The 26579-nt window shown below is 54.6% G+C and carries 22 protein-coding genes; 1 reads left to right on the top strand and 21 read right to left on the bottom strand.

The features are described 5' to 3' along the window. Positions 1-800: 800 nt before the first annotated feature. From queA to katG, 20 genes are all read right to left on the bottom strand, one after another. On the bottom strand, positions 801-1820 hold the full coding sequence (gene queA / locus NP596_RS10540; protein WP_256615315.1) for a tRNA preQ1(34) S-adenosylmethionine ribosyltransferase-isomerase QueA: 1020 nt from the start codon (positions 1818-1820) through the stop codon (positions 801-803). A gap of 45 nt (positions 1821-1865) precedes the next feature. Then, a complete protein-coding gene (locus tag NP596_RS10545) occupies positions 1866-2207 on the bottom strand; it encodes a zinc ribbon domain-containing protein YjdM (protein WP_256615316.1) in 342 nt (113 codons plus the stop codon). A 62-nt stretch (positions 2208-2269) separates the two neighbouring features. Continuing rightward, positions 2270-3058, bottom strand: coding sequence for a helix-turn-helix domain-containing protein (locus tag NP596_RS10550; RefSeq protein WP_256615317.1), 789 nt, complete (start codon positions 3056-3058; stop codon positions 2270-2272). A gap of 83 nt (positions 3059-3141) precedes the next feature. After that, positions 3142-3408, bottom strand: coding sequence for an RNA recognition motif domain-containing protein (locus NP596_RS10555; RefSeq protein ID WP_256615318.1), 267 nt, complete (start codon positions 3406-3408; stop codon positions 3142-3144). Positions 3409-3628: 220 nt separating this feature from the next. After that, the gene (locus NP596_RS10560; protein ID WP_256615319.1) at positions 3629-6676 is read right to left on the bottom strand and encodes an efflux RND transporter permease subunit; all 3048 of its coding nucleotides are present in this window, start codon (positions 6674-6676) and stop codon (positions 3629-3631) included. Then, entirely contained in the window at positions 6673-7767 is a 1095-nt protein-coding gene (locus NP596_RS10565) for an efflux RND transporter periplasmic adaptor subunit (RefSeq protein ID WP_256615320.1), read from the bottom strand. Before NP596_RS10565 ends, NP596_RS10560 begins: the two co-directional genes overlap by 4 nt. A 56-nt stretch (positions 7768-7823) precedes the next feature. Continuing rightward, positions 7824-8552 (bottom strand): esterase family protein, encoded by a 729-nt coding sequence (locus tag NP596_RS10570; RefSeq protein ID WP_256615321.1) that lies wholly within the window; start codon positions 8550-8552, stop codon positions 7824-7826. Continuing rightward, the gene (locus NP596_RS10575) at positions 8549-9514 is read right to left on the bottom strand and encodes an acetylxylan esterase (protein ID WP_256615322.1); all 966 of its coding nucleotides are present in this window, start codon (positions 9512-9514) and stop codon (positions 8549-8551) included. The genes NP596_RS10570 and NP596_RS10575 overlap by 4 nt, the downstream gene beginning before the upstream one ends. A 97-nt stretch (positions 9515-9611) precedes the next feature. Further along, positions 9612-9917 carry an integration host factor subunit beta gene (locus NP596_RS10580; protein ID WP_256615323.1) on the bottom strand — a complete coding sequence of 102 codons (306 nt, stop codon included), beginning with the start codon at positions 9915-9917 and terminating at the stop codon, positions 9612-9614. A 58-nt stretch (positions 9918-9975) separates the two neighbouring features. Further along, entirely contained in the window at positions 9976-11637 is a 1662-nt protein-coding gene (gene rpsA, locus NP596_RS10585) for a 30S ribosomal protein S1 (protein ID WP_256615324.1), read from the bottom strand. A gap of 94 nt (positions 11638-11731) precedes the next feature. Then, positions 11732-12388 carry a (d)CMP kinase gene (cmk, locus tag NP596_RS10590; RefSeq protein WP_256615325.1) on the bottom strand — a complete coding sequence of 219 codons (657 nt, stop codon included), beginning with the start codon at positions 12386-12388 and terminating at the stop codon, positions 11732-11734. A 2-nt stretch (positions 12389-12390) separates the two neighbouring features. Beyond that, positions 12391-13707 carry a 3-phosphoshikimate 1-carboxyvinyltransferase gene (gene aroA, locus NP596_RS10595; RefSeq protein ID WP_256615326.1) on the bottom strand — a complete coding sequence of 439 codons (1317 nt, stop codon included), beginning with the start codon at positions 13705-13707 and terminating at the stop codon, positions 12391-12393. 11 nt (positions 13708-13718) lie between these two features. Beyond that, entirely contained in the window at positions 13719-14594 is an 876-nt protein-coding gene (locus NP596_RS10600; protein ID WP_256615327.1) for a prephenate dehydrogenase, read from the bottom strand. Next, positions 14587-15690 (bottom strand): histidinol-phosphate transaminase, encoded by a 1104-nt coding sequence (gene hisC / locus NP596_RS10605; protein WP_256615328.1) that lies wholly within the window; start codon positions 15688-15690, stop codon positions 14587-14589. The genes NP596_RS10600 and hisC overlap by 8 nt, the downstream gene beginning before the upstream one ends. Before the next feature lie 11 nt (positions 15691-15701). Then, positions 15702-16787, bottom strand: a complete 1086-nt coding sequence (gene pheA / locus NP596_RS10610) for a prephenate dehydratase (protein ID WP_256615330.1) — start codon at positions 16785-16787, stop codon at positions 15702-15704. Between the two features lie 5 nt (positions 16788-16792). After that, positions 16793-17872 carry a 3-phosphoserine/phosphohydroxythreonine transaminase gene (serC, locus tag NP596_RS10615; RefSeq protein ID WP_256615331.1) on the bottom strand — a complete coding sequence of 360 codons (1080 nt, stop codon included), beginning with the start codon at positions 17870-17872 and terminating at the stop codon, positions 16793-16795. Beyond that, on the bottom strand, positions 17872-20472 hold the full coding sequence (gyrA, locus tag NP596_RS10620; RefSeq protein WP_256615332.1) for a DNA gyrase subunit A: 2601 nt from the start codon (positions 20470-20472) through the stop codon (positions 17872-17874). The genes serC and gyrA overlap by 1 nt, the downstream gene beginning before the upstream one ends. A gap of 123 nt (positions 20473-20595) precedes the next feature. Further along, the gene (locus NP596_RS10625) at positions 20596-21315 is read right to left on the bottom strand and encodes a dienelactone hydrolase family protein (RefSeq protein WP_256615333.1); all 720 of its coding nucleotides are present in this window, start codon (positions 21313-21315) and stop codon (positions 20596-20598) included. Positions 21316-21329: 14 nt separating this feature from the next. Next, positions 21330-21818, bottom strand: coding sequence for a low molecular weight protein-tyrosine-phosphatase (locus tag NP596_RS10630; protein ID WP_256615334.1), 489 nt, complete (start codon positions 21816-21818; stop codon positions 21330-21332). Between the two features lie 183 nt (positions 21819-22001). Next, the gene (gene katG / locus NP596_RS10635) at positions 22002-24224 is read right to left on the bottom strand and encodes a catalase/peroxidase HPI (protein WP_305891740.1); all 2223 of its coding nucleotides are present in this window, start codon (positions 24222-24224) and stop codon (positions 22002-22004) included. Between the two features lie 186 nt (positions 24225-24410). Between katG and NP596_RS10640 the strand changes: the two genes are divergently transcribed. Next, positions 24411-24899, top strand: coding sequence for a hypothetical protein (locus tag NP596_RS10640; protein ID WP_256615335.1), 489 nt, complete (start codon positions 24411-24413; stop codon positions 24897-24899). Positions 24900-25171: 272 nt separating this feature from the next. Here NP596_RS10640 and gpmI read toward each other — a convergent pair. After that, positions 25172-26579, bottom strand: a 1408-nt coding sequence (gpmI, locus tag NP596_RS10645; protein WP_256615336.1) for a 2,3-bisphosphoglycerate-independent phosphoglycerate mutase, incomplete at its 5' end; no start/stop codon positions are given.

The raw sequence follows: 26579 nt of genomic DNA on the forward strand, positions 1-26579 counted from the left end.
AGAAACAAGCCAGCTTGTAATTATTAAATCAATAACAAACCAAATCAATATAACTACAATCAAAAATAATCCAGTCATGCAGCGTTCCTAATGCTTCGCAACAAAGGCCGTAAGGCGCAATAACCACCGGGCATTGCGCCGTATTTCTATTTCTTTGGCATTATTCAGATGCATATCAATCTCCTTGACATTTTCCAAGCCAATCGCTTGCGTTAGCCAAACTACCCCTTGCGGCAGAGTTTCTGATTTTCATGCGCGGCTCCAGTTGCTGTGTGTTGACATTCGGCGGGGTGTTGCCATCCTGAGCTGCTAATGGATATGGGTTGCGGATATTCAGTCGGGATGCAACTGAATTCGACTCTAACTTCATTTATGAGCCGACGCCGGTGATTTTGCCTCGTCTTGCCAACCATGTCCATCCCTTTTTACCGGAAATGGCGTTAGTCTTGGCTGGGCGGATTTCGGCAAGCTTTCAGGCCGCTATCGACCGGATGGTATCGTTTGCGGCATTATCCCGCACAGAGGGTCGCCGCCATCCAGCTGTCCACAATCCATGGCTAACCGGGGATACCGCTATTCAAATCGCATGGCGGGGGATGCGGCTTCAATAGGGTGCGAGTAGTTACCTTATTTGTAGAAATAATCGGTTAGCTTAGTTTAATCAGAGCATTCGCTCGCTTCGCCGAGAATAATTGCGGCCGAACCGTAAACTTTTTACGGCATTGTTGAAGATATGCCGGTACCGATGCCGGCCATTCTCTTTGTAAAAAACCAAACCGGCTGCTCGAAAACCCCGGGGTTTAAAAAATTGCCATCGCATCGCCGTAACTGAAAAACCGGTAACGTTGTTCTATGGCGTGCCGGTAAGCGTTCATGACTTCCCGATAACCGGCGAAGGCGGAAATCAGCATTAATAAGGTGGATTCCGGCAAATGAAAATTGGTCAGCATGGCGTCCACGGTTTTGAAGGCGTAGCCTGGAGTAATAAACAGCTGGGTATCTCCGCACCCGGCAACCAGTTCGCCCGAGGCGGAGGCCGACTCCAGCGCCCTCACCGCCGTGGTGCCTATCGCCACGACGCGGCCGCCGCGGGCCTTGGCCTGTTTGACGGCCTCGACGCTTGCTTCCGGCACCTGAAAATATTCTTCATGCATGACATGCCGGCTTAAATCGTCCACCCGCACCGGCTGAAAGGTGCCGCTGCCGACATGCAAAGTGACGAAACAGCGCGGTATGGCTTTTTGTTCCAACATCCGCATGGTTTGCGCATCGAAATGCAAACCCGCGGTCGGCGCCGCGACCGCGCCGGCCTGTTTGGCGAATACGGTTTGGTAACGGTCCAGGTCTTCGATATCGTCCGGCCTGTCGATATAAGGCGGCAGCGGCATGTGGCCTATTTCGGCCAATAGTTCCAGCACGCTCGCTTCAATCTCGAATTGCAGTTCGAATAAATCGCGCTCGCGGCCCAGCACCCGGCATAGCGTAGCGTTTTGTAGGTGCAGCAGCGAACCGGCCTTGGGCGATTTGCTGGCTTTAATATGCGCCAACGCCCGGCAACGGCCTTCGATGCGCTCAATCAAAATTTCGACTTTGCCGCCCGTGGCCTTAGTCGCAAATAAACGAGCCGGAATCACTTTGGTATCGTTAAATACCAATAAGTCGTTCCTGTTGAGCATGCCGATAAAATCGCTGAATTGACTGTCCAGCAATGCCCCGGTTTGCTTATTCAATTGCAATAGCCGGCTGGCGCTTCTGTGCGGCAAGGGTTTTTGGGCAATTAATTCGGCCGGCAGATGATAGTTAAAGTCGCTTTTTTTCATAACTGGGCAATATTGGGCCGAACGCACGCATCCCGGCCGTATTATTTAGACTTTTTTAACAAATTCCGATTTCAGTTTCATCGCGCCTATCCCTTCGATTTTACAATCGATATCATGGTCGCCATCCACCAAACGGATATTCTTGACCTTGGTGCCGACTTTAACGACCAAGGAAGAGCCTTTGACTTTCAAATCCTTAATAACGGTCACGGTATCGCCGTCTTGCAGCAAATTGCCGTTAGCGTCTTTTATGACCCGGTCGTCGGCCGCATTTTCCGCTTGCCCGTCCGCGGGCCATTCGTGCGCGCATTCCGGACATATGTACATACTGCCGTCGGCATAAGTGTATTCCGAGCCGCATTTGGGGCAATTAGGTAGATTACTCATTGGATTTTTATGTTGGTGAAATTAAACAAGGGTGAAACAGATGGTTTGGCGATTAGTCGCCGTTACCGGTATTGCTCTTCCAGCACTGCCAACCGCACCCGGCTGGAAACCGGCCGGCGCATTTGCAATACCGGCCCGAGGATTTGCAAGCTTGCCAGCTCGGCGCCCGCGAAACCGGGAAAATCCGGGTGAATAGAGGCCAGTTCATAATCGACGCCGGCATCCGACTGCGAAAGTACCCGGTATCGCTTCAAATTGAGCCGCTCGCTTCCGGGTTTGAACACGACCACCGGATCGCTGGGTTGAATCGGCGCATCCGGGTCGATAACCAATTGGTCGCCGGGTCTAAACTCGGGTAAAAATGCTTCATCGCTCAACCCCAATTTCAAGGCAAACAAGCGGGAACCGGATTCGGCAAACGGCAGCGAATAATCCATGGACACCCATTTTCCGCTCGGCGACTGCACGGCCGGATCGTCCAGAAATGCCCGTACCCATTCGCAATCGCAGGTGGCAAACAGGGGCACCTTGCGGGCCGTTGCCATTAATAATGGCTTGGCGGCCTTTATGTTGGCCGGCTGCGGTTTACCCAGCAGCAGGGTGTCGAAATCGACCCCCAGGGTTTTGGCGATTTGAGGCAGAAACGTACTTTTACGGATCTTGCCGGACTCCAGGCTTTGGATGGTTTGCTGGGCCGCGCCGACGCGAAGCGCCAATTCATCCTGGCTCAGCCCCAATCTCTCGCGATAATAGCGGACCCGAGCGCCCACGGTTTGCCCGTTTTCCTCGCTCGGAATGCGCTCAACGACGGGAGGCGGCGATGGCGAAAGAATCTTTGCGGCTTTTTTCATAACCGATGATCGCAAAAAAGAATAATTACTATTTTAACAGTAAACCCAGGTAATTCGCAGCCGGATGATGACGAAAAATGCCCTTACCGGCGGCGGCCGCGGCCGCCTTTTACGCCTTTATCGACTTCAACATAAATCGTCTTGCCCAGAAAATCGCGGCCGTTGATCGCCGAAATGGCCGCCCGCGCTTCATGGCCTTCCATATCCACGGTTGCGAAGCCGCGCAACTGGCCGGTAAAAAAATCCTGATTGACTTTCATGCCGAACACTTTGCCGTATTCGGCAAATAAATCATGCAAACCGGATTCGGTAGCGGTGGGGGGTATGCCTCGCACAACGAGTGTCAACATGATGGTGCTCCAATGAAAAAGTAAGGACTCGGATATTGGGCATGACCATCTACTCAACCTGGAAGCAAACTCTAACTTAAACCTACGCCCTAAAGCATACCGGAAAAAATCAGCGCCACAGCAATAACCATTTAAACAGCATTATACCTATTATTTTACTATTTTAATAGTTAAAAACCGCAATCAGTCAATGCCGCCGCTTGTCGGACTCGCCGACCAATCATTGGGCAGATGCTTGCTGATGATCTCTCGCCAGCAATAAGTAAAACGCCGGCACCACCAACAAGGTAAACAAAGTACCGACGCCCAAGCCGCTGGCGATCACCAAACCGATATCGAAGCGGCTGGCGGCACCGGGACCGGAGGCCATCAGTAGCGGCACCATCGCCACGATCATGGAAACGGTGGTCATCAGAATGGGCCGTAAGCGAATAGTGGCGGCCTGTTCGACCGCCTTGAATTTATTCAGACCCGCTTGCTGTTGCAATTGGTTGGCGAACTCCACGATCAATATGCCGTTTTTGGCCACCAAGCCGATCAAGGTAATCAAACCGACTTGAGTATAAATATTGACCGTGGCAAAGCCCAGCATCATGAACGCCAAGGCGCTGGCGATGGATAAGGGCACCGAGATCAAAATAATCAACGGATCGCGCCAACTCTCGAATTGCGCCGCCAACACCAGATAAATGACCAGCAGTGCCATAAAAAAGGTGACAATCAGCGCACTGCCTTGCTGCGCATATTGGCGGGAGGCACCGGTGTAATCGTAACTGAAGCCGCGCGGAAAAACCTCCTCCGCGGTTTGTTCCAAATAGGTCATGGCATCGCCCAAGCCGACGCCCGGCGCCATCATGCCGTTGATCGTCAGGCTATTCAGCTGTTGAAACTGGGTACGCTTACCCGGCTCGACCGAATTTTCCAGTTTAATCAACGAAGACAAAGGCACCTGACCGCCGGATGCGGTACGCAAATAGTAGTTGTCGAATTTACCGACATCCATGCGGGCCGGATCGTCCACTTGCGGGATCACCTTATAACTTCGCCCTTGCAAACTAAAGCGGTTGACATATTGCCCGCCCAGCAATGTGGCCAGATTTTTACCGATATCCTGCATGTTGATACCCAAATCCGCGGCCCGGTCGCGGTCGATAACCAGCGTGGTTTGGGGGCGGTTGAAACTGACATCCTTCATCAAAAAGGCAAACTTGCCGCTTAGCATGGCTTTGTCCAGCAACTGGTCCGCAACCTGATCCAGCGCCGTGTAATCGGCATCGGTCACCATCACGAATTGCATCGGCAAGCCGCCGCCGGACCCCGGCAGGCTGGGGCGAGGAATCACCGCGGTCTGAAAGCCGGCAATTTGGCCGACTTTAGCCTGCAATTCCGGCTGTACCTCGGTTTGCGAACGCTGGCGTTCGAATGCGGACGGCATTTTGAAGCCGCTGAATACGGTACTGGTATCCCCGCCGAAACCCATGATCAAAAAACTTTCCTTGTATTCGGGGACAGTCTCGAATTGTTTGATCAACTCGCGGGCATAGGCTTCGTTGTATTGCAAGGTAGCGGTCTGCGGCCCGGTGGCCATGGCGAACAGGATGCTTTGGTCCTCGGTGGGCGCCAGTTCCTTATTGGTCAGCGCGAACATGAAATAAATACTCATCAACACCAACAGCGCAAACATGGCGATAGCGGCGGGAAATTCCAGCGCCTTGTGCAGAAAACGCCGGTAAACGGCCGCCAAGCCGTCAAAAAAATGTTCGACGGCCAACTCAAAACGGCCAGGCGCGCCGGCCTCTTTCAAAAATCGCGAGCTCATCATCGGCGACAATGTCAATGCGACCACGCCGGACACCAGCACCGCTCCGGCCAGCGAAAAGGCGAATTCGGTAAACAATGTCCCGACCAAGCCGCCCATGAAGCCGATGGGCGCATAGACGGCAATCAAGGTAGTGGTCATGGCGATGACCGGCAAACCCAATTCGCGCGCGCCGAGTATCGCGGCCTGAAGCCGCGGCTGGCCCTCTTCGATATGCCTGTGGATGTTTTCCACCATGACGATGGCGTCGTCGACCACTAAACCGATCGCCAGAACCAGGGCCAGCATGGTCAGCAAATTGATCGAAAAACCCATGGCCAACATCAAAAAAGCGCCGCCTATCAACGACAGCGGCACGGTGACCGCCGGCACCAACGCGGCGCGCAAGGACCCCAGCGATAAAAAAATAATCGCCAGCACGATGGCCACGGCTTCTATCAAGGTAGTGAACACCTCGTTGATGGAGTCTTCGATAAACTGGCTGGCATCATAGGGCAACAATATTTGCATGGCGTCCGGCAAGTCGCGTTCGATGTCTTTCAATTGCAGCTTGACCGCTTTGGCCACGGTAAGCGGATTGGCGCCGGGGGCCTGTTCTATGCCCATGAAAATGGCCATTTTGCCCTTGTACCAATTCACCGAATCGTAGTCCTCGCTACCCAGCTCGGTGTCGGCAACATCTTCCAAGCGAACCAGGGTGCCGTTACGGTTACCGACCACCAGTCGGCGGAATTCGGCTTCGTTAACTGCGTCTGTGGTGGCGCGCAAGTCGATTTTGACGAAATTGCCCTTGGTGCTGCCGGCGCCGGATAAATAATTGTTTTCCTTTAGCACGTCGCTAACGTCGGTGGCCGTCACGCCCAAGGACGCCATCCGCTCCGGGTCCAGCCAGATCCGCATGGCAAAGGTTTTATTGCCCAGCACTTTGGCCTTGCCAACGCCCGGTACCGCCTGAATTTTGGGTTGCACCACCCGTAAAATGTAATCGCTCAACTGGGCCGCATCCAGGCTGTCGCTGTATAGCGCGATGTACATCAGCGCCGTGGTTTCGCCGGTTTGCGAGGTAATTACCGGGTCCTCGGCTTCCGCCGGCAACACGTTGCGCTGGCTGGCCACTTTGGCCTGAATTTCGGCAACGGCGGCGTTGGGATCGTAATTCAGACGCATGTGGGCTTCTATGATCGAACTGCCTTGCCGGCTGCTGGAGGACAGATAATCGATACCGTCCGCTTCGGCTATGGCCTGCTGCAAGGGATTGGTAATAAAACCCTTCACCAATTCGCTGTTTGCGCCCGGATAAGCCGTGGTTACGGTGACCACGGTATTTTCGGTTTCCGGATACTGCCGCAATTCCAATACGGTAATGGCGCGAAGTCCCAATACCAAAATAAGCAAACTGACCACGCTGGCCAGTACCGGACGCTGTATGAATAAATCGGTAAACTTCACTGGCCGGTCTCCCGCTCGCCTGGCGCGGGCCGGGCGTCGATGGTCACGGGCATGCCGTTACGCAGCTTGACCTGTCCGGCACTCACCACCCGGTCGCCGGCTTGCAAGCCGCTGACGATTTCCACCCTGCCCTCCCGGCTTTGCCCGGTCACCACCTGGCGGCTTTGCACCGTCAAGTCCTGGCCGTTTGGTTCGATTAAAAACACGGAATTACCGTAGGGGTTGTAGCTAATGGCCGTATCCGGCAGCGTTAAAACCGGCCGCGGGTTGCCGGACTCGATGCGCACTTGCGCAAACATGCCGGGACGCAGGCGTTTGTCTTTATTGTCTAATTTGGCGCGCACTTTCAGCGAGCGGGTATCTTGTTCCACCCCGGGATTCAGCGCCACGATTTTGCCGGTAAACACTTCACCGGGGTAGGCTTGCACCGTCGCGGCAATCGCCTGGTTCTTGGCCAACTGGCTGATATGCCGTTCCGGCAGGGTAAAATCCAGATGGATAGGCGCAAGCTGCTGCAAGCTGACAATGGCCGCGCCCTCGCCGAGATATTGGCCGAGGTTTATCTGCCGGATGCCCAACTCGCCGGCAAAGGGCGCCCGAATCATTTTTTTATCGATCCGGGTGCGTTTGGCTTGCACGGCGGCGGCGGCCTGTTGCAATTGAGCGGCGTGCTGATCGTAATCGGCTTGAGAGACATATTTTTTTTCGAGCATTTTTTCGCTGCGCTGCAAGCGTACTTTGGCCAATTGCAGCTCTGCTTGCAGTCCCTCCAATTCCGCGCGGTCGGTTTCGGCGTCCAATTCAAGCAATAATTGGCCCGCCGCCACCGATTGTCCGGATTGAAAGTGCAAGGCCTTGATTTTACCGATCACTTCATTGCTGACATTCACGCCGGCTACCGGCGAAAAACTGCCCACGGCCGTTAACGCGGACGGCCATTGCTCGTCCTTAACCGTAGCGGCGGCCACAACCGCGGGAGGCGGGGGCTTGACCAGGCTCTCGGCCTGCCTGATTTGGTAAAACTTGAAACCGAAGAGGCCGCCCAAAATGACCAGGGTCAGCAATAAAACGATGAGAATGCGTTTAATCATTGAAAATAACGATGAATTATTGGGGTTAACGTTTAAAGTCGGCCGATTCGAGTATATCAAATATATAAGCGCGCCATCTGCCGCCAGTAATACCCTTGATGGGCTCTGCTCTCCCATTCGTAAAACGCATGACGAATACCTTTTTGATTGAGAATATGACTAAGTTCCCGATTATTCTGCAAAAAGGGATCTTCCTTACCGATGACCAATGTGATGTCCATGCGCCGTATCTGGTTCAACTGGTTTTGATCGGTCAGATTCGGCAAAAAATGGCTGGGGGTATGAAAATAGATGTCGTCGTCGTAGTAACCGTCGAACAAATCCTTGAAATGTTCCACTTCCAGCGTCAAATCGAAACGACCGGAAAAGGCCACTAACTTTTGAAAACGTTGCGGGTGCCTGAAAGCCAGATTGGCGGCATGATAGGCGCCCAAACTGCAACCGTGCGCAATGGTGCAAGGATGCGGATTCTTGGCATCCATAAACGGCATGACTTCGTTCAGAATGTATTGTTCGAAATGAATATGCCTCTGAATCCGATCTTTCGGTTGCGACCAGAAACAATAAAAGGTTTCGTGATCGACGCTGTCCAAGCAAAATAATTGCAGGTGCCCGGCATCGATTTTGTGCTGCAGGGTTTCGACTATTCTAAGGTTTTCGTATTCATAAAAGCGGCCATCCCGGGTGGGGAATACCAGCACTTTGGCGCCCGCATGGCCAAACACCAGAAACTCCATGTCCCGCCCCAAACGAGGGCTGTACCAGTGATGATATTCTCGATTCATAGCTGACTTGACCAATCTCCAAAAAACGCCTGTAAACACCACAGCAGTTGCTGATTCTGTTGCTCTTGCCGCGGATATTCAAAATGCCCGGCATCCAGGACAAACAAGGATTTGGGCCCCGCCCAGGCATTGTAGACGGCAAACTGCCCGGGAGGCGCAACCATCGGATCGAACAAAGCGGCCGCGATATGAATCGGCTGCGCGGCGAAAGTAGCGGCAATCGCCGCATCATAATATGCCAAGGTTGCCGGAATATGACCCCGTTTTTGTACATAACCGGTAACCGCGGCACCGCTGCCTATGGTTGGCAAGCTTAATCGCAAGAGCTGGCAACCGAAGGTGGGCACATTCAAATGGGCGCGCCTAATACGTTTATCCCAAGGTATGGCCAGGGCGCCTATTCCGCCGCCAAAACTAATGCCCATGTAGCCGACTTTATCCGCGGCTCGCGGATACAGCTCCTGCATCAGACTAACTCCCAGCCACAAGTCCTCGACACAACCGCCCAGCACATAGCGATGCGGATCATCGATGTCATGCAGCACATGAAAATGGGGTTGCTCGGAAAGGCGCGGCGAACGGCTTCTGGAAAGCCCGCGAAAACAGGGAAACAGAAACGCGGTTTCGGGAATATTGAAATGATAGTCGGGCTGATCCCGGCCGCCGTAACCGTGGCCGACAACAATGCACTGCCTGATCGCCTGATGTTCGGGTTCGAGCAGCCAGCCGCCTATATCGAAATGATCGGTGGAGCGGTATTGAATATCGAAAATTTTAAAACCCGCATGCGATCCGCACTGCCCCATGTTGAAATAGGGATGCAACGAAAGAATCTTTTGATAGCGGTTTTGCCAGAACTCGGCGAAATTTTCCGGTGGCGAAGGCGGCTGAACGGCCAACAACCGCTCCAGGGTATAACCGTAACCGGGATCAAAATGAAATGGATGTTGAATGTGTGCCACGACGGTTGACGGATGGGTGGGGTCGTGATGGTTGAAGGCATTGAAAGAGACAAGCGTTGATAATACGGCTTTTGCCTGTCTCCAAGTGGGTATTTACTTAATCGACGATTTTAAACTTCTCCCTGGATGCATCGACAAGGTCGCGCAGTTCTTTGCCAGGTTTAAAATGCGGTACATGCTTTTCGGTAAGCGAGACGGACTCGCCGGTTTTAGGATTCCTGCCCAGCCGCGCCGAGCGATGGTGCAAGGAAAAACTGCCAAACCCGCGAATTTCAATACGTTCTCCACTTGCCAGTGTGTCGCTCAAATGGTCGACCACGCATCTTACGGCTAACTCAACATCTTTAAGCGGAAGATGCGGCTGTTTGCGCGCCAACACCTCTATCAATTCTGATTTTGTCACATCCAACCCTGAGTAATCGAAAAAGGGCGATGCGCTGGCACATCGCCCTGGCACGGATTTATTTATCCATTTGTTTAAAGATATCGCCCAATGTCGCCGTACCGGCGCTTTGTTGCGAGTAATCTTTAATGGCGTTTGACTCTTCCTCGACATCCTTGGCTTTGATAGACAAGGAAATGGATTTGGTTTTCTTGTCGACGCCGACAAATTTTGCTTCGATTTCGTCGCCTTCCTTCAACAGCGTGCGCGCATCTTCCACGCGGTCGCGTTGAATTTCGGCTGCCCGCAGGTAACCTTCCACATTATCGGCCAAGGTAATCACCGCGCCTTTGGCATCGACTTCTTTCACGATACCTTTAACCAAGGCGCCTTTTTCATTCAAGGCGATATAATTTTGGAATGGATCCTGTTCCAGTTGTTTGATGCCCAAGGAAATGCGTTCGCGCTCGGGATCGACCGCCAAAATCACAGTCTCGACTTCATCGCCTTTCTTGTAGTTGCGAATGGCTTCTTCGTCGTTCTCGTTCCAGGAAATATCGGACATATGCACCAGACCGTCAATACCGCCGTCCAGGCCGATGAAGATACCGAAATCGGTGATCGATTTGATTTTGCCGGAGATTTTGTCGCCTTTGTTGTGCGTGGCGGCAAATTCGTCCCATGGGTTGGAACGGCATTGTTTCATGCCCAGTGAAATACGACGACGTTCTTCGTCTATTTCCAGCACCATGACTTCGACTTCGTCGCCCAATTGCACGACTTTGGATGGATTGACGTTTTTGTTGGTCCAGTCCATTTCGGAAACGTGCACCAAGCCTTCGACACCTTCTTCGATTTCCACGAAGCAACCGTAATCAGTCAGGTTATTGACTTTACCGAACACGCGAGTGCCGGCGGGGTAACGGCGGGCGATGTTTTGCCATGGATCTTCTTCCATTTGCTTCATGCCCAAGGAGACGCGGGTTTTATCCTTGTCGAATTTCAAGACTTTGACTTTGACTTCCTGGCCGATTTCCACGCACTCGGATGGGTGGCGTACGCGGCGCCATGCCATATCGGTGATGTGCAGCAGACCGTCTACGCCGCCCAGGTCGATAAACGCGCCGTAGTCGGTGAGGTTTTTGACGATACCGGTGACGATAGCGCCTTCCTGCAGCGTTTTAACCAACTCTTCCCGTTCCGCGCTGTATTCGCTTTCAACCACCGCGCGGCGCGACAGAACCACGTTATTGCGTTTTTGGTCGATTTTGATGACCTTGAATTCGAGGTCGCGGTTTTCCAGGAAGGTGGTGTCGCGGATAGGACGTACGTCAACCAAGGAACCCGGCAGGAACGCGCGCAAGGCGCCGACCGCCACGGTGAAACCACCGCGGACTTTGCCGTTGATGCGGCCGATAACGGTTTCCTGGGTTTCGAAGGCTTTTTCCAGCTCGGCCCAGGCTTTGCTTTTCTTGGCTTTATCGCGGGAAAGCAGAGTCGAACCCAAGCCGTCCTCGAACATGTCGAGAGCCACTTCGATTTCGTCGCCGACATTGACTTCCAGATCACCATCCGCATTTAAGAATTGCCATTTCGGAATCACGCCTTCCGATTTGGCTTGGGTGCTGACGATGACGAATTCATTTTCGATATCGATCACGGTACCCATTAACATGGCGCCAGGACGCATTTCAGTCTTGGCAAAACTCTCTTCTAATAACTGTGCAAAGCTTTCGCTCATTTCTCTACTTTCCCAAACTTGTTAAGACACAAACAAGCTTTCTCTTATCAATAAAATTAAAAAAAACCGCCCCAAGGCAGTCGCCAATTAAGCCCTAACGGACTAAACTTATTACCGCGTCTATCACCTGCCGGATGCTTAAACTGGAGGAATCAATGATGACGGCGCCGTCCGGCACCATCAGAGGAGCCGTGGCCCGTTCGCTATCGCGGCGGTCACGTTCTTCAATCTCTCGGGTAATCTGCAAAAGGTTAGCATCGATTCCCTTTTCAATCAACTGCTTATAACGCCGATTCGCCCTTTCTTCCGCGCTGGCCGTTAAATACACCTTGAATTGGGCATCGGGAAACACCACGCTGCCCATATCCCTGCCATCCGCCACCAATCCGGGGAGCTGTCGAAAATCCTTTTGTTTCTGCAATAAAACCGCTCTAACCTCGGGATAAGCCGCCACGATGGACGCGGCGTTACCGGTGGTTTCGGTCGCCAATTGCGAAGTGATGTCGACTCCATTCAATCTAACAGTCAAAACCTCGCCACAATCGAATTCCAGCCGCATGGCCTTGGCTATTTGAGTGATAGCCGCCAAATCCTCCAACGCTACGCCTGCTTGCAACACGGCAATCGCCAGGGAACGGTAAATCGAACCGCTATCCAGGTAATGCCATTGCAAAAGCTTGGCCGCGGCACGGCTGACCGTGCCTTTACCGGCCCCGCTTGGGCCGTCTATGGTTAATACCGGAACGCTCATAATTACAGTGTGCTCAAGTTTAAACCCAACTGGGTCGCCAACTGCCTGAACTCCGGAAACGAGGTATTGACGTTGGCGCAATCCTTAATGGTAATCGGAGCGGAAGCACGCAGCCCGGCAATCGAAAACGACATCGCAATGCGATGGTCGCCGTGCGAATCGACTTCGCCGCCGCCGATGTTGCCGCCGCCCCGCACCACCATGCCGTCCTTGGTCGGTTGCGCATCGACGCCCAGAATTTGCAGACCATCGGCCATCACCTGAATACGGTCGGATTCCTTCACCCGCAATTCCTCAGCGCCCGTCAACACGGTTTGGCCTTCGGCACAGGCTGCCGCGACAAACAATACCGGGAATTCGTCTATCGCCAACGGCACCAAATGCTCGGGAATGTCGATGCCTTTCAATGCCGCCGAACGCACCCGCAGATCGGCCACCGGCTCGCCGCCGACTTCGCGCTGGTTCAACACCTCGATATTGGCACCCATCAAACGCAGAATATCGATGATGCCGGTACGGGTCGGATTGATGCCGACATGCTTCAAGGTCACGTCGGAATCCGGCGCAATACTGGCGCCGACCAGGAAAAACGCCGCCGAGGAAATATCGCTGGGCACATCGATTTCTGTCGCCGTCAATTTGCCCTGGTTATTGATTTTGGCGGTGCTGCCTTCGCGCTGTACCGGGTAGCCGAAGCCGTTCAGCATACGTTCGGTATGATCGCGAGTCGGCGCCGGTTCGGTAACGCTGGTCTCGCCTTCGGCATACATGCCCGCCAATAGCAGGCAGGATTTGACCTGGGCACTGGCTATCGGCATGTCGTAATGCATGCCTTGCAGTTTGCCGGCTTGGCCCTTGATATGCAGCGGCGCGGTGCCGTTTGCCTGGGCTTCGATCACCGCCCCCATCTGCGCCAATGGCGCGGTCACCCGTTTCATCGGACGCGATTCCAGCGACTTGTCGCCGGTCAATGTGCAATCGAACGGCTGGCCGGCCAACAGACCGCTCAACAGCCGCATCGAGGTACCGGAATTTCCCAGATACAACGGTTTTGTCGGCGCTTTCAAGCCGTGTTTGCCGACGCCGTGGATAGTGACTTCGCCGTTAACCGGCCCTTCGATTTCGACGCCCATGGCGCGAAAGGCTTCCAGCGTGGACATGGCGTCTTCGGCATTCAAAAAGCCGCGCACATGGGTGACGCCTTCGGCAATCGATCCCAACATGATGGAACGATGCGACATGGATTTGTCGCCGGGCACACGAATTTCACCCCGCAAACTGCCGCCGGGTTGAACCTGAAAAGTAATGGATTGGGACATAATGGTTAGTTTTAATCGTCAAAAGTTTCGAGAAAGCGTTGCCGGGCATTTCTGGCATAAGTAAAGGTGTCGAACAATTGCCGGGTGTTATCGTCGGCCAACAACTGTTCGATGTGACTCAACTCGGCTTTGAATTGTTGAATCAACGGAATGATTTCGTGCTTATTGGCCAGACAAATATCCTGCCACATGGTGGGGTCGCTGGAGGCGATACGGCTGAAATCCTTAAAACCGCCGGCGGCATATTTGAATATTTCCCGCTGTTCGTCCTTGCGGCCCAGCAGACCGACCAAAGCGAATGCCAATATATGCGGCAAATGGCTGGTGGCCGCTAACACGGTATCGTGGTGTTCGACACTCATCAGCGATACGCTGGAGCCGATTTGTTGCCAGAAACGGCTCAGCTTTTCCACCAATGCAGCGTCGGTATTCTCCAGCGGCGTAATAATCAGGCGGCGATTTCTAAATAAATCGGCTTGCGCGGCCTCTACGCCGCTGCGTTCGGCCCCGGCTATCGGGTGTGCGGGCACGAAGTTGCTGGGCACATGGCCGAATGCGGCCTCAACCGCTTCCACCACGCTACCTTTGGTGCTGCCGGCATCGCTATACAAGGCTTCCGGATGCCAATACGGCTTGATGGCTTCGAAAATGCTCCGCATGCTGCCGACCGGCGTGGCGACGATCACCAAATCGGCGTTGTGCAGTGCTAACCCAATATCGGTATAAAACCGGTCGATGACGCCCAGTTCCTGAGCCAATTGCAGATTGGGTAAATTCTTTTCGCGGCCGAAGGCGACGATTTCCTCGCACAAGCCTTGTTCGCGCGCGGCCCGGGCAATCGAGCCGCCGATCAAGCCGGTGCCGATCACGCACAAGCGTTTAAACACCGCGCAATACCTCGCTCAAAGCGGTTATGAATATTCGATTTTCGCGCTCGGTGCCGATGCTGACGCGTAAATGGCTAGGCATTTCGTAATTGGCTACCGGGCGCACAATCACGCCTTTTTTCAATAAGGCTTGGTATATCGGCAACGCGTTTTGCTTGACATCGACCGATACAAAATTACCTGCCGACGGGATCCATTCCAAGCCCAGGCTGTTAAATGCATCGGTCAATTGCGCCATGCCTGCATTATTCACCGCCAGGGTTTCATCCAAATATTCCGCATCGCCCAACGCCGCTTCCGCCGCGGCCAAGGCCAACATATTGGCGTTAAAAGGCTGCCTAACCCTATTCAGCAAATCCGCCACGTCAAGCGACGAGATGCCGTAACCGATGCGCAAACCGGCCAAACCGTAGGCTTTGGAAAAAGTGCGGGTAACGATCAGATTAGGAAAGCGCAGCGGCCAAGCCAAGGATTCCGTTCTGACGGCGGGATCGACGAACTCATAATAGGCTTCGTCCAGTACGCACAACACCTGGGCCGGTAAAGCCGCGACAAACCGTTCGACCGCATTCGCCGCCAGCAAGGTGCCGGTGGGATTGTTGGGGTTGGCGATAAACACCACCCGGGTCTTATCGGTCACCGCCGCCAGCATGGCGTCCAAATCGTGGCCGAAATCCTTGGCTGGGACAGCACGCGCTTGTGCTCCGACCGCTTGGGTCAATATCGGATACAAGGCAAAGGCGTGCTGGGAAAATACCACTTCGTGCGCGGGCGCCGCAAAAGTGCGCATGACCAATTCCAGAATCTCGCTAGAACCGTTGCCCAAGGTGATTTGTTCCGGCAGCACCGCCAGTTTATGCGACAAGGCGGTTTTTAACGCGAAGCCGCTGCCATCGGGATAACGGGTCAGCTCGGGCAGACTAGCCTGTATCGCGGCTGTTGCCTTGCCGCCGGTGCCGAGCGGGTTTTCGTTGGAAGCCAACTTGATAACTTCGCTTAAGCCCAGCTCGCGTTGCAATTCTTCCACCGGTTTACCGGGCACATAGGGCACCAGTTGCTGAACACCGGCCAACGCAAGTTCTAAAAATTTGTTCATGTAGTAATCGGTTAAATAACGGCTTTGGGATAAGAACCCAATATTTTCAACATTTTGACATTGTTTTGCAGCACTTTCAGTGCCTTGGCGACAGCGTCGTCATCCCTGTGGCCTTCTATATCGATAAAGAACACGTAATCCCACAAGCCTTGCCGGGAAGGACGCGATTCGATATGCACCATGCTGATGCCGTATTCGGCAAACGGCCCCAAGATGCGGTGCAATGCGCCAGACTGATTGCCGGTCGATACCAGGATGGAGGTTTTATCCAAACCCGTCGATGCCGGCTGTTGGGCGCCGATAATGATAAAACGGGTGGTATTGTTGGCCTCGTCTTCGATATTTTTTTCGATGATATTCAGATCGTACAATTCGGCGGCCACCAAGCCTGCAATCGCCGCCTTGCCGTGATCCAGGGAAGCCAAGCGGGCGGCTTCCGCATTGCTGCTCACCGCGGTTACCGTAACGCCGGGCAGATAGGTGTTCAGCCACTGCCGGCATTGCGCCAACGATTGCTGGTGCGAAAACACTTCACTGATACCGATCAGACCGTCCATCTTGCCCAGCAGGTTTTGGTGCACCCGGATTTCCACTTCGCCGCAAATTTTCAGCGGACTATCCATAAAGCGGTCCAGGGTATGGGCGATCACCCCTTCCGTGGAATTTTCCACCGGCACCACGCCGAACTGGCAATGCCCGGTTTCCACCGCCTGAAAAATCTCATGGATGGTCGGTACCGGCACATCCTTGACCGCATGGCCGAAATGCTTGAAGGTGGCCTGCTGGGTAAAGGTGCCTTGCGGCCCCAAATAGGCCACTTCCAAGGGCTTTTCCAGCGCCAGACAAGCCGACATCACTTCCCGGAACAAGTGAGCGGCCGCATCGTCGCTTAAAGGTCCCGGATTGAGTTCCTTGATGCGGCGCAACACTTGCGCTTCGCGGTCCGGCCGGTAAAAACTGCCGGTTTCGCCTTCGGCTTGCTTGGTTCTGGCTACTTCAAGCGCACACTTGGCCCGCTGATTAATCAATTGCAGGATTTGCTGATCAATCGCATCGATTTGGGTGCGTAATTCCGACAAAGGGATGATGTTGGTCATGCTCTTTAGTGGGTACGTTCGAACTCGGCCATAAAGGCAATCAAGGCGTCGACGCCGGCCTCCGGCATGGCGTTGTAAATACTGGCGCGCATGCCGCCCACCGAGCGGTGCCCCGCCAGCGTGCTTAAACCATGCTGTTCCGCCAGAGCCAAGAACTCCTTGTCCAAGGAAGCGTCGGACAACACAAACGGAATATTCATGCGCGAACGGCAATCCTTGGCGACCGGGTTGCTATACAAACCGGATTGATCGATGGCCCGGTACAGCTTGTCGGCTTTTTGGATATTACGTTGTTCGATCGCCGCCACACCGCCTTCGTCTTTCAACCATTGCAACACCAGCCCTAATAAATACCAGTTATAGGTGGCCGGCGTATTCAACATGGAATCGCTTTTGGCTTGTTGCTCGTAATTAAACACGGACGGTACGGATTTCGGCGCCAATCCGACCAAGTCTTCCCGCACAATCACCACGGTAACGCCGGAAGGCCCCATGTTTTTCTGGGTGCCGGCGTAAATAATCCCGTAACGGTCGACATCCACCGGGCGCGACAAAATATTGGACGACATGTCGCAGACCAAGGGCAGTCCGCTCGCTTCGGGCACATGATTGAATTCGACGCCGTGTATGGTTTCATTGGAGGTGTAATGCAGGTAGGCCGCATCCGGGTCTATTCTCCACTGCTCGGCGGCGGGAATGGTGGTGAATTTGGACTCTTCCGAACTGGCGGCTATTTTAACTTCGCAATATTTGCCGGCTTCCTTGATGGCACTGGTCGACCAGGCACCGGTATTGACATAACAGGCGGCGGTTTTGCCGTTTAAAATGTTTTGCGGAATCATGGCGAATTGCGCGCTGGCACCGCCTTGCAAAAACAACACCTTGTAATTGGCGGGAATCGCCAGCAACTCGATCAGATCGTTTTTCATGGCTTCGGCAATGCCCATGAAATGCTTGCCGCGGTGGCTCATTTCCATCACCGACATGCCGCTGCCCCGCCAGTCCAGCATTTCCTGCTGGGCTTTTATCAGCACCGCTTCCGGCAACATAGACGGGCCGGCGCTAAAATTGTAAATCCTGGCCATTACTCTTCCTCTCCGCCGCCGAGACCGGCATCATCAATGGTTAAATTGCTATCGTCGTTTTCTTCGTCCTCGTCGCCCAAGCCTTCGATCCGGTCGACGCCGACCACTTTTTCGCCCTTATCCAGCCGAATCACCGTCACGCCTTGGGTGTTGCGGCCAACCACGGAAATTTCGTTGACCCGGGTTCTGACCAGAGTACCGGCATTGGTGATCAGCATGATTTCGTCGCTATCGTTGACCAGTACCGCCCCGACCACCGAACCGTTACGTTCCGAGGTCTGAATGGCAATCAAGCCCAGTCCACCGCGTTTATGCGGGGTAAACTCTTCGATACGGGTGCGTTTGCCGTAACCGTTCTCGGTGATATTCAATACCATGCCTTCGCTGGAAATAATCAGGGAAATGATTTTCTGGCCTTCCTGCAAGCGCATGCCGCGCACCCCGGCGGCCGTGCGGCCCATCGGACGCACGTCGGTTTCATTGAAACAGACGGCCTTGCCGTCGCTGTTGAACAACAGCACGTTTTGTTGACCGTCGGTCAATGCCACGCCGACCAGCATGTCGTTATCGCGTAAATCGATGGCGATTTTACCCTTGGCCAGCTGGTAAGCAAACTCGGTCAGCGGGGTTTTTTTGACGGTGCCGGAAGCCGTGGCCATGAACACGTATTTATCTTCGCTGTATTCGCGCACCGACAGCATGGCGTTGATTTTTTCGCCCTCTTCCAGCGGCAGCAAATTCACGAATGGTTTGCCGCGCGAAGCCCGGCTGGCCACCGGCAGCTCGTAAACTTTCAGCCAATACACCTTGCCGCGCGACGAGAAGCATAAAATGGTGTCGTGGGTATTGGCGATAATCAACTTATCGATAAAGTCGTTTTCCTTGGTGGCGGTAGCCGATTTGCCCCGGCCGCCGCGCCGTTGGGCTTTGTAATCGGTCAACGGCTGGGTTTTCACATAACCTTCGTGCGACATGGTCACTACCATGTCTTCTTCGGTAATCAAATCTTCCGCCGACAAGTTGGAATAATCCTGAACGATTTCGGTGCGCCGGCCATCGGCATATTGGGTTTTGATTTCTTCCAGCTCTTCCCTGATCACTTCCATCAAACGCACATCGCTGCCGAGAATATGCAGATATTCGTCGATCAGATCCAACAATTGTTTGTATTCGTTGACGATCTTTTCCTGCTCCAGCCCGGTCAGACGATGCAGGCGCAAATCCAGAATCGCCTGCGCCTGCTCCTCGGACAAACGATAAAAACCGTCCGCCAAGCCATATTCCGGGCCCAGATTTTCCGGGCGGGAACGGTCGGCATCGGCTCTGTCCAACAAGGCCGCCACCAGACCGGCACTCCAGGTTTTACCCAACAGCCCGTGCTTGGCTTCCTGCGGATTGGGCGAAGTTTTGATCAATTCGATCATATCGTCGATATTGGCCAACGCCACCGCCAAACCTTCCAAAATGTGCGCCCGCTCACGCGCCCGGCGCAAATTGTAGATGGTCCTACGGGTGACGATTTCGCGCCTGTGATCGATGAAGGCGGCCAGAATATCTTTCAAATTCATGCAATGCGGGCGGCCGTCCAGCAAGGCCACCATATTGATGCCGAACACCGTCTGCATCTGGGTTTGCTTGTACAGATTATTCAGCACCACATCCGCCACTTCGCCGCGCCGTAGTTCGATCACCATGCGCATGCCGTCCTTGTCCGACTCGTCGCGCAAACCGGAGATGCCTTCCAATTTGCCCTCTTTGACCAGCTCGGCGATTTTTTCCAGCAAGCGGGCTTTATTGACTTGGTACGGCAATTCGGTGGTGATAATGGCTTGGCGGCTGCTATCGCCGATATCCTCGAAGTGCGAACGGGCCCGGATGTAAATCCGGCCGCGCCCGGTGGTGTAGGCTTCGTAAATGCCGGAAGCGCCGTTGATGATGCCGGCGGTCGGAAAGTCCGGCCCCGGCACGATTTGCATCAATTCCGGGATGGTCAGATCGGCGTTTTCGATCAGCGCCAGACAGGCGGAGACGATCTCGGTCAGATTATGCGGCGGAATGTTGGTCGCCATACCCACCGCAATACCGGAAGAACCGTTGATCAGCAAGGTCGGGATGCGGGTCGGCATCACGGTCGGCTCGGATTCGGATTCGTCGTAGTTGGAAACGAAATCCACGGTTTCCTTATCCAGATCGGCCAATAATTCATGGGCGATTTTCGACATCCGCACTTCGGTATACCGCATCGCCGCCGGCGAATCGCCGTCAACCGAACCGAAGTTGCCTTGGCCGTCTATCAGCATGTAGCGCAACGAGAACGGCTGCGCCATTCTAACCATGGTGTCGTATACCGCGGTATCGCCGTGCGGATGGTATTTACCGATCACGTCACCGACGATACGCGCCGATTTTTTGTAGGGTTTGTTCCAGTCGTTACCCAGCTCGTTCATGGCGTATAAAACACGCCGGTGAACGGGTTTCAGGCCGTCTCTAACATCTGGAAGCGCCCTGCCCACGATCACGCTCATCGCGTAATCGAGATAGGATTGTTTCATCTCGTCTTCGAGATTAACCGGAATAATTTCTTTAGCGAAGTCTGACATGGGTCCGTGGTTCCAATTCAGCCAAGCATTTTGGGCTCGACGGGTTAGCCTGCCGCATCAAATCCATTTTGTGCCGGCATGGCTCGTAAAACCGGGGATTATAGCAAATGCCCGCCGGACTAGTCAGGCAAAAATCTCCGCGAAAAAGTTTTGCATCGCCCGCCAGGAGCGCTTGTCGGCCGCGGCTTGATAAACGGTGCCGAAAGCCGGATCGTTGGCCACCGGATTCGTGAAGGCGTGCATGGTGCCGCCGTAGATATGCATCTGCCAATCGGCGCCGGCCCGGGTCAATTCGGTTTGTAGCGCCAGCACCTGCTCGGGCGGTGCCATGGGATCGTCGTGACCGTGCAATACCAAGACTTTGGCTTTGATTTGCGGATTGGGAATATTCCCGGGCGGGACCAATAAACCGTGAAAAGAGACCGCACCGCGAAGGTCCGCTCCGGTTCTGGCAAAATCCAGCGCGCACAAGCCGCCGAAGCAAAAACCCATGGCCGCGATACGGGCATTATCAGCCCAAGGCAATAATTTAACGGTTGCAAGCGCCGCATGCAGCCGCCGTTGCAGCTTGCCCCTGTCCTGCATGAATGGCTGCATCAGGCGGCCGTTTTCCTCCGGCGAACGGCCTATAACGCCCTTGCCGTACATATCGGTTGCAAACGCCAGATAACCCAGCGCGGCCAACTTTTTGGCCTTGTCGGCCACCAAAGCGTCGCGGCCGGCCCAGGCATGATGAATTAACACGGTCGGCCGCGCGCCCTCGATGGCGTCGTCATAGGCAAACAAGCCTTCCAATAGCGTGTCTTGGTCCAGATAATTGACGGTGTTGGATACGATGGCCATAAGCGTCTCTCGGGTTAAGAAGTTAAAACGCCTTCGCGTTGCAGAGTCTCGATAAAGCCTTCGGAAGCGGCTTCCACCAAATCCAGCACCCGCTCGAAACCGTAGGCGCCGCCATAATAAGGATCCGGTACTTCGCTTTGCCGCAGGTGCGGTGCATAGTCAAGAAACAACCGAATTTTGTGCCTATACTCATCCGGGCACGACTCGAACAGAATGGCGCAATTTTCCTCATCCATGGCCAGAATATGATCGAAAACCTCAAAGTCGGCCGTGTTTACTTTTCTGGCCCTGATATGTTTAAGCTCAATCCCGCGTTCTCTGGCCGCTTTTTGCGCGCGCAAATCGGGCGCATCGCCAACATGATAGGCATGAGTCCCCGCCGAATCCACCTCAAAAACATCGGCCAGATTCCGGTTTAAGATAAACGTATTAAAAACGCCTTCCGCCGTGGGTGAGCGGCAAATATTGCCCATGCAAACAAACAAAACCTTAATTTTTCTCATATAACTCAATGATTTATCATTATTTTTCGAATCTAAAAACAGCCTTCAACATCCCGATCGGACCCTTTGCAAAACAATATGTTACCTAATTATTTTGGGGCGCAAAATCGATACTTTTTATTATCGCCGGGGGGCGGCCCAACCTGACCGGGTACGGTCAAGCTGGGCACCCTGGACTTACATTCAGAATTTGTCGAAGCGATCCAAGTTCATCACCTTAGTCCAAGCATTGGCAAAGTCCTGGACGAATTTGTCCTTGGCGTCGTCCGAGGCATAGACCTCCGCCACCGCCCGCAATTCCGAATTGGAGCCGAAGATCAAATCCACCGGCGTCGCGGTCCATTTGACTTGATTGCTGACCCGATCTTTTCCCTCGTAAATGCCTTCGCTAGCCGACTTACTCCATTGGGTGGACATATCCAGCAAGTTGACGAAAAAGTCGTTGCTCAACGTGCCCGGCCGACTGGTGAATACACCGTGCTTGGCATGGCCGGCATTGGCGTCCAGCGCCCGCATGCCGCCCACCAGCACCGTCATTTCCGGTACGCTCAGGGTCAGAAAGTTGGCGCGTTCGACCAGCATTTCCGTCGGCGACAGCGCATTATCCTTGCCGAAGTAGTTGCGGAAGCCGTCGGCTTTGGGTTCCAGTACCGCCGCCGAATGCACGTCGGTTTGTTCTTGAGAGGCGTCCATCCGCCCCGGTTTGAACCCTACTTGCAGCTTGACGCCGGCTTTCTTCGCGGCCTCTTCCACCGCGGCGGAACCGCCCAGCACGATCACATCGGCCAGCGAGACTTTCTTGCCGCCTTTCAAGGAACGGTTAAAGTCGGTCTGGATGGTTTCCAGGCGAGCTAACACTTTAGCCAGTTCGGCGGGATCGTTGGCTTCCCAATCCTTCTGCGGCGCCAATCGAATCCGCGCGCCGTTGGCACCGCCGCGCATGTCGGTACCGCGGAAGGTCGCTGCTGACGCCCAGGCGGTTCTGACCAGTTCCGGTATCGTCAAATCCGACGCCAGGATGGCCGTTTTCAATTTAGCGGTATCCTTGGCGTCGATCAGTTTGTGGTCGACTTTGGGAATCGGATCCTGCCAGATGAAGTCTTCGGCAGGCACTTCGGCACCGGCGTAACGGGCTTTAGGCCCCATGTCGCGGTGAGTCAGTTTGAACCAGGCCTTGGCGAACGCGATTTCGAACTCCTTGGGATTATCCAGAAAGCGTTTGGAGATCTTTTGATACTCCGGGTCCATTTTCAAGGCAATATCGGTGGTAAACATGATCGGCGGGTGGCGCTTATTGGGATCGTGCGCGTCCGGCACGAAGTTGTCGCCCTTGCCGTCTTTCGGAATCCATTGCGTGGCACCGGCCGGGCTCTTGGTTTGTTGCCAATCGAAGGTATACAGCCAAGTCAGATAGTCGTGGGTCCAGCGGGTCGGATTGGTGGACCAGGCGCCTTCCAGACCGCTGCTGACGGTATCGACGCCATGGCCGCTGCCGCATTTGTTGGCCCAGCCCAGGCCTTGCTCCTCAATGCCGGCGGCGGCCGGTTCCTTGCCGACGCATTCGTCGGGTTTATGCGCGCCGTGCGCCTTGCCGAAGGTATGGCCGCCGGCGATCAACGCCACGGTTTCCTCGTCGTTCATCGCCATGCGGCCGAAGGCTTCGCGGATGTGCTTGGCGGCCGCCAACGGATCGGGGTTACCGCCCGGCCCTTCCGGGTTAACGTAGATCAGCCCCATTTGCGTGGCCCCCAACGGCTTGGCCAGTTCGCCTTTGGCGTCATGGCGTTCGTCGGCGAGAAATTTCTTCTCCGCACCCCAATTGACAATCTCGGCTTCCCAGTCGTCGGCGCGGCCGCCGGCAAAACCGATGGTTTTGAAGCCCATCTCTTCCAGCGAGACGTTACCGGCCAACACCATCAAATCCGCCCAGGACAATTTGGCGCCGTATTTTTGCTTGACCGGCCACAACAAGCGGCGGGCCTTGTCCAGGCTGACGTTGTCCGGCCAGCTGTTGAGCGGTTCGAAGCGTTGCTGGCCGCCCGAGGCGCCGCCGCGGCCGTCGAAAATGCGGTAGACGCCGGCGCTATGCCAAGCCATGCGGATGAAAAACGGGCCGTAATTGCCGTAGTCCGCCGGCCACCAGGGTTGGGAAGTATGCAGCACGCCGGCGATGTCCTTTTTCACCGCTTTCAGGTCCAGGGTTTTAAATTGTTCGGCATAGTTGAAGGCTTTGCCCAGCGGATTGGACTCGGCCGAATTCTGCCGTAGCGGTTTCAAATCCAGTTGCTCCGGCCACCAAAAGCTGCTGGTCGTCGGCTGCATTTCGGCATGAGCAGGACTGACTGACAACATTGCGCTGATGGCTACCGCCAATGCGGAAGCCATAAAAGTTTGTTTCGTTTTCATGGTGCACCTCTGTTCCTTGTTGTGGGGTAATCTTTTGTTAGCGATGCCGCAACCTGTTTTCGCTGTCATCGATGATACGATTCGGCATGGAACCGTTCGGTCAATCCTGCCGTATTGCCTCGATGCCCGCCGCCGGTTAAAGTTACCGAGCGACTTGACGCCCAATTTACAACAGAGGATACGTTCATGAAAGCGATTATGTTAGGTTTCGGCTTGTCGGTATTTTTAGCATCTACAGTAACCCATGCCGATTCTCAGGAAAAAAAGCCGAACGACTGGCTATTAGGAGCTAAAAGCGATACCGAGCGGTTCGAGTCATTGCAAACCTACTTACGCGGTTTCGATCAGCCGATGTGGGAAGTCGGCGAGCGATTTCGGGCCATTCACGAAGCATTAGGCCGAAGTAACTTCGAGCTGGCGGCTTACCACTGGGAAAAGATTCGGGTCACGATCAAGAACGGCTACCTGAAGCGGCCGGCCCGGCGGGCAAATTCGGATGCCATTCTATTGAATGCGACGTGGGGAGACGTTAACGAGGCTTTCGGCAGTAAAAACGCGGAACAAGCCTGGGCCGGATTCGAAAAAGCCAAAACTGCCTGCATGGCGTGCCACGCCGCGGAGTCGGTCCCCTTCATGAATAACCAAGCCTTATTCGATCTTTCCAAACCGGACTGATGCCGCGAATGCTAAATAGGGAGCGCGCAAGCCTCTTATGCGTAGCGGCAAACCTATATAACTTGTTAATCCCTATTGCCTTAGAGATCGAGCCGATGCATTGGGTTACGGCCAACATTCACTGAATGGCCACGAATTATTAAACTCGTAGCAACGTCGTGAGTTGCTGTATTGGATTCCTATCGTCACCATGCTATTGATTTGTTGTTTCCGTGAGTTCGACATTGCCCGCCGCGGAATGTTTTTACATCCGCAACGGGCGGATTTATAGCTTAGACCGCTTCGATCAAGCTGGCATCGTAGTCCGCCGGGGCTTCGAAACCCAACAGGTTCAAGGTGGTGGCCGCCAGATTGGACAGGCCCGCCGCCGGCAAATCGTTGCGGAGTTTATAGCCCGGATTCGCGTCTCCGGATACCAACACGAACGGCACCGGGTTTAGCGTATGCGAGGTTTTGGCTTTGGCGCGGCCTTCGGCATTGCGGGTGACGTTGCCTTTTTTGTCCAGCTCGTACATTTCGTCGGCATTGCCGTGGTCGGCGGTGACGATGGCGACGCCGCCGGCCCGCACGATCACCGGAATCAAGCGCGCCAGCTGCAAATCCAGGGCCTGCATCGCGGTAACCGCCGCTTCGAAATTGCCGGTGTGGCCGACCATGTCGCCGTTGGCATAGTTGACCCGCAAATAACGGTATTTACCGCTGAGGATGGCCTCGATCAGGGCGTCGGTGATTTCCGCGCATTTCATCCACGGCCGTTGTTCGAACGGCACCACATCGCTGGGGACTTCCACATAGGTTTCCAAGGTCTCGTCGAACTTGCCGGAACGGTTGCCGTTCCAGAAATAGGTGACGTGGCCGTATTTTTGGGTCTCGCTGATGGCATATTGCGAAACGCCGTTTTTGGCCAGATATTCGCCCAGCGTGCGGTCGATCGCCGGCGGTTCGACCAGAAAACGCGGCGGTAAATGGGTATCGCCGTCGTACTGCATCATGCCGGCATAAGTGACTTTAGGCAGCGGGCCGCGATCGAAGGCGCAGAAATCTTCTTCGATAAAGGCGCGGGAAATTTCGATGGCCCGGTCGCCGCGGAAGTTAAAGAACACCACCGCATCGCCGTCGACGATAGTGCCCAACGGCTGGCCGTCCCTGGCGATGACAAAACCGGGCAAATCCTGGTCGATCACATGTGCTTCGTTACGGTAGGTTTCTATCGCTTCGCGGGCGCTGGAAAATTGCCGGCCTTCGCCGCGCACATGAATATCCCAACCGCGCTTGACCATGGACCAATCCGCTTCGTAGCGGTCCATGGTAATCGTCATGCGGCCGCCGCCGGACGCAATCGCCACGTCGAATTCGGCGCCGCGCAAGCCGTCCAGGTAAGCTTCGAAGGGGTCGACATAATCCAGCGCCGAGGTCTCGCCGACATCGCGGCCGTCCAGCAAAATATGTATCCGCGCTTTAGCCACGCCTTCCGCTTTGGCTTGTTCCAGCATGGCTTTCAAATGGTCGATATGGGAATGCACGTTACCGTCCGAGAACAAGCCGATAAAATGCAGTGCGCCGCCTTGCTTGGCGGCCGCCACCACCTCTTGCCAGGCATGGCCCTGCCACAAGTGGCCGCCGGCAATCGATTCCGCCACCAGTTTGGCGCCTTGGGCGAACACACGGCCCGCGCCCATG

Source organism: Methylomonas rivi (assembly GCF_024505165.1).
In the GTDB taxonomy this organism is placed as follows: Bacteria; Pseudomonadota; Gammaproteobacteria; order Methylococcales; family Methylomonadaceae; genus Methylomonas; species Methylomonas rivi.

What these genes read in the sequence shown, in the direction of transcription:
- queA (WP_256615315.1), bottom strand. Translation starts at nt 1,820, where the DNA reads ATGAAAAAAAGCGACTTTAACTATCATCTGCCGGCCGAATTAATTGCC.
- NP596_RS10545 (WP_256615316.1), bottom strand. Translation starts at nt 2,207, where the DNA reads ATGAGTAATCTACCTAATTGCCCCAAATGCGGCTCGGAATACACTTAT.
- NP596_RS10550 (WP_256615317.1), bottom strand. Translation starts at nt 3,058, where the DNA reads ATGAAAAAAGCCGCAAAGATTCTTTCGCCATCGCCGCCTCCCGTCGTT.
- NP596_RS10555 (WP_256615318.1), bottom strand. Translation starts at nt 3,408, where the DNA reads ATGTTGACACTCGTTGTGCGAGGCATACCCCCCACCGCTACCGAATCC.
- NP596_RS10565 (WP_256615320.1), bottom strand. Translation starts at nt 7,767, where the DNA reads ATGATTAAACGCATTCTCATCGTTTTATTGCTGACCCTGGTCATTTTG.
- NP596_RS10570 (WP_256615321.1), bottom strand. Translation starts at nt 8,552, where the DNA reads ATGAATCGAGAATATCATCACTGGTACAGCCCTCGTTTGGGGCGGGAC.
- rpsA (WP_256615324.1), bottom strand. Translation starts at nt 11,637, where the DNA reads ATGAGCGAAAGCTTTGCACAGTTATTAGAAGAGAGTTTTGCCAAGACT.
- cmk (WP_256615325.1), bottom strand. Translation starts at nt 12,388, where the DNA reads ATGAGCGTTCCGGTATTAACCATAGACGGCCCAAGCGGGGCCGGTAAA.
- aroA (WP_256615326.1), bottom strand. Translation starts at nt 13,707, where the DNA reads ATGTCCCAATCCATTACTTTTCAGGTTCAACCCGGCGGCAGTTTGCGG.
- hisC (WP_256615328.1), bottom strand. Translation starts at nt 15,690, where the DNA reads ATGAACAAATTTTTAGAACTTGCGTTGGCCGGTGTTCAGCAACTGGTG.
- pheA (WP_256615330.1), bottom strand. Translation starts at nt 16,787, where the DNA reads ATGACCAACATCATCCCTTTGTCGGAATTACGCACCCAAATCGATGCG.
- serC (WP_256615331.1), bottom strand. Translation starts at nt 17,872, where the DNA reads ATGGCCAGGATTTACAATTTTAGCGCCGGCCCGTCTATGTTGCCGGAA.
- gyrA (WP_256615332.1), bottom strand. Translation starts at nt 20,472, where the DNA reads ATGTCAGACTTCGCTAAAGAAATTATTCCGGTTAATCTCGAAGACGAG.
- NP596_RS10625 (WP_256615333.1), bottom strand. Translation starts at nt 21,315, where the DNA reads ATGGCCATCGTATCCAACACCGTCAATTATCTGGACCAAGACACGCTA.
- NP596_RS10630 (WP_256615334.1), bottom strand. Translation starts at nt 21,818, where the DNA reads ATGAGAAAAATTAAGGTTTTGTTTGTTTGCATGGGCAATATTTGCCGC.
- katG (WP_305891740.1), bottom strand. Translation starts at nt 24,224, where the DNA reads ATGAAAACGAAACAAACTTTTATGGCTTCCGCATTGGCGGTAGCCATC.
- NP596_RS10640 (WP_256615335.1), top strand. Translation starts at nt 24,411, where the DNA reads ATGAAAGCGATTATGTTAGGTTTCGGCTTGTCGGTATTTTTAGCATCT.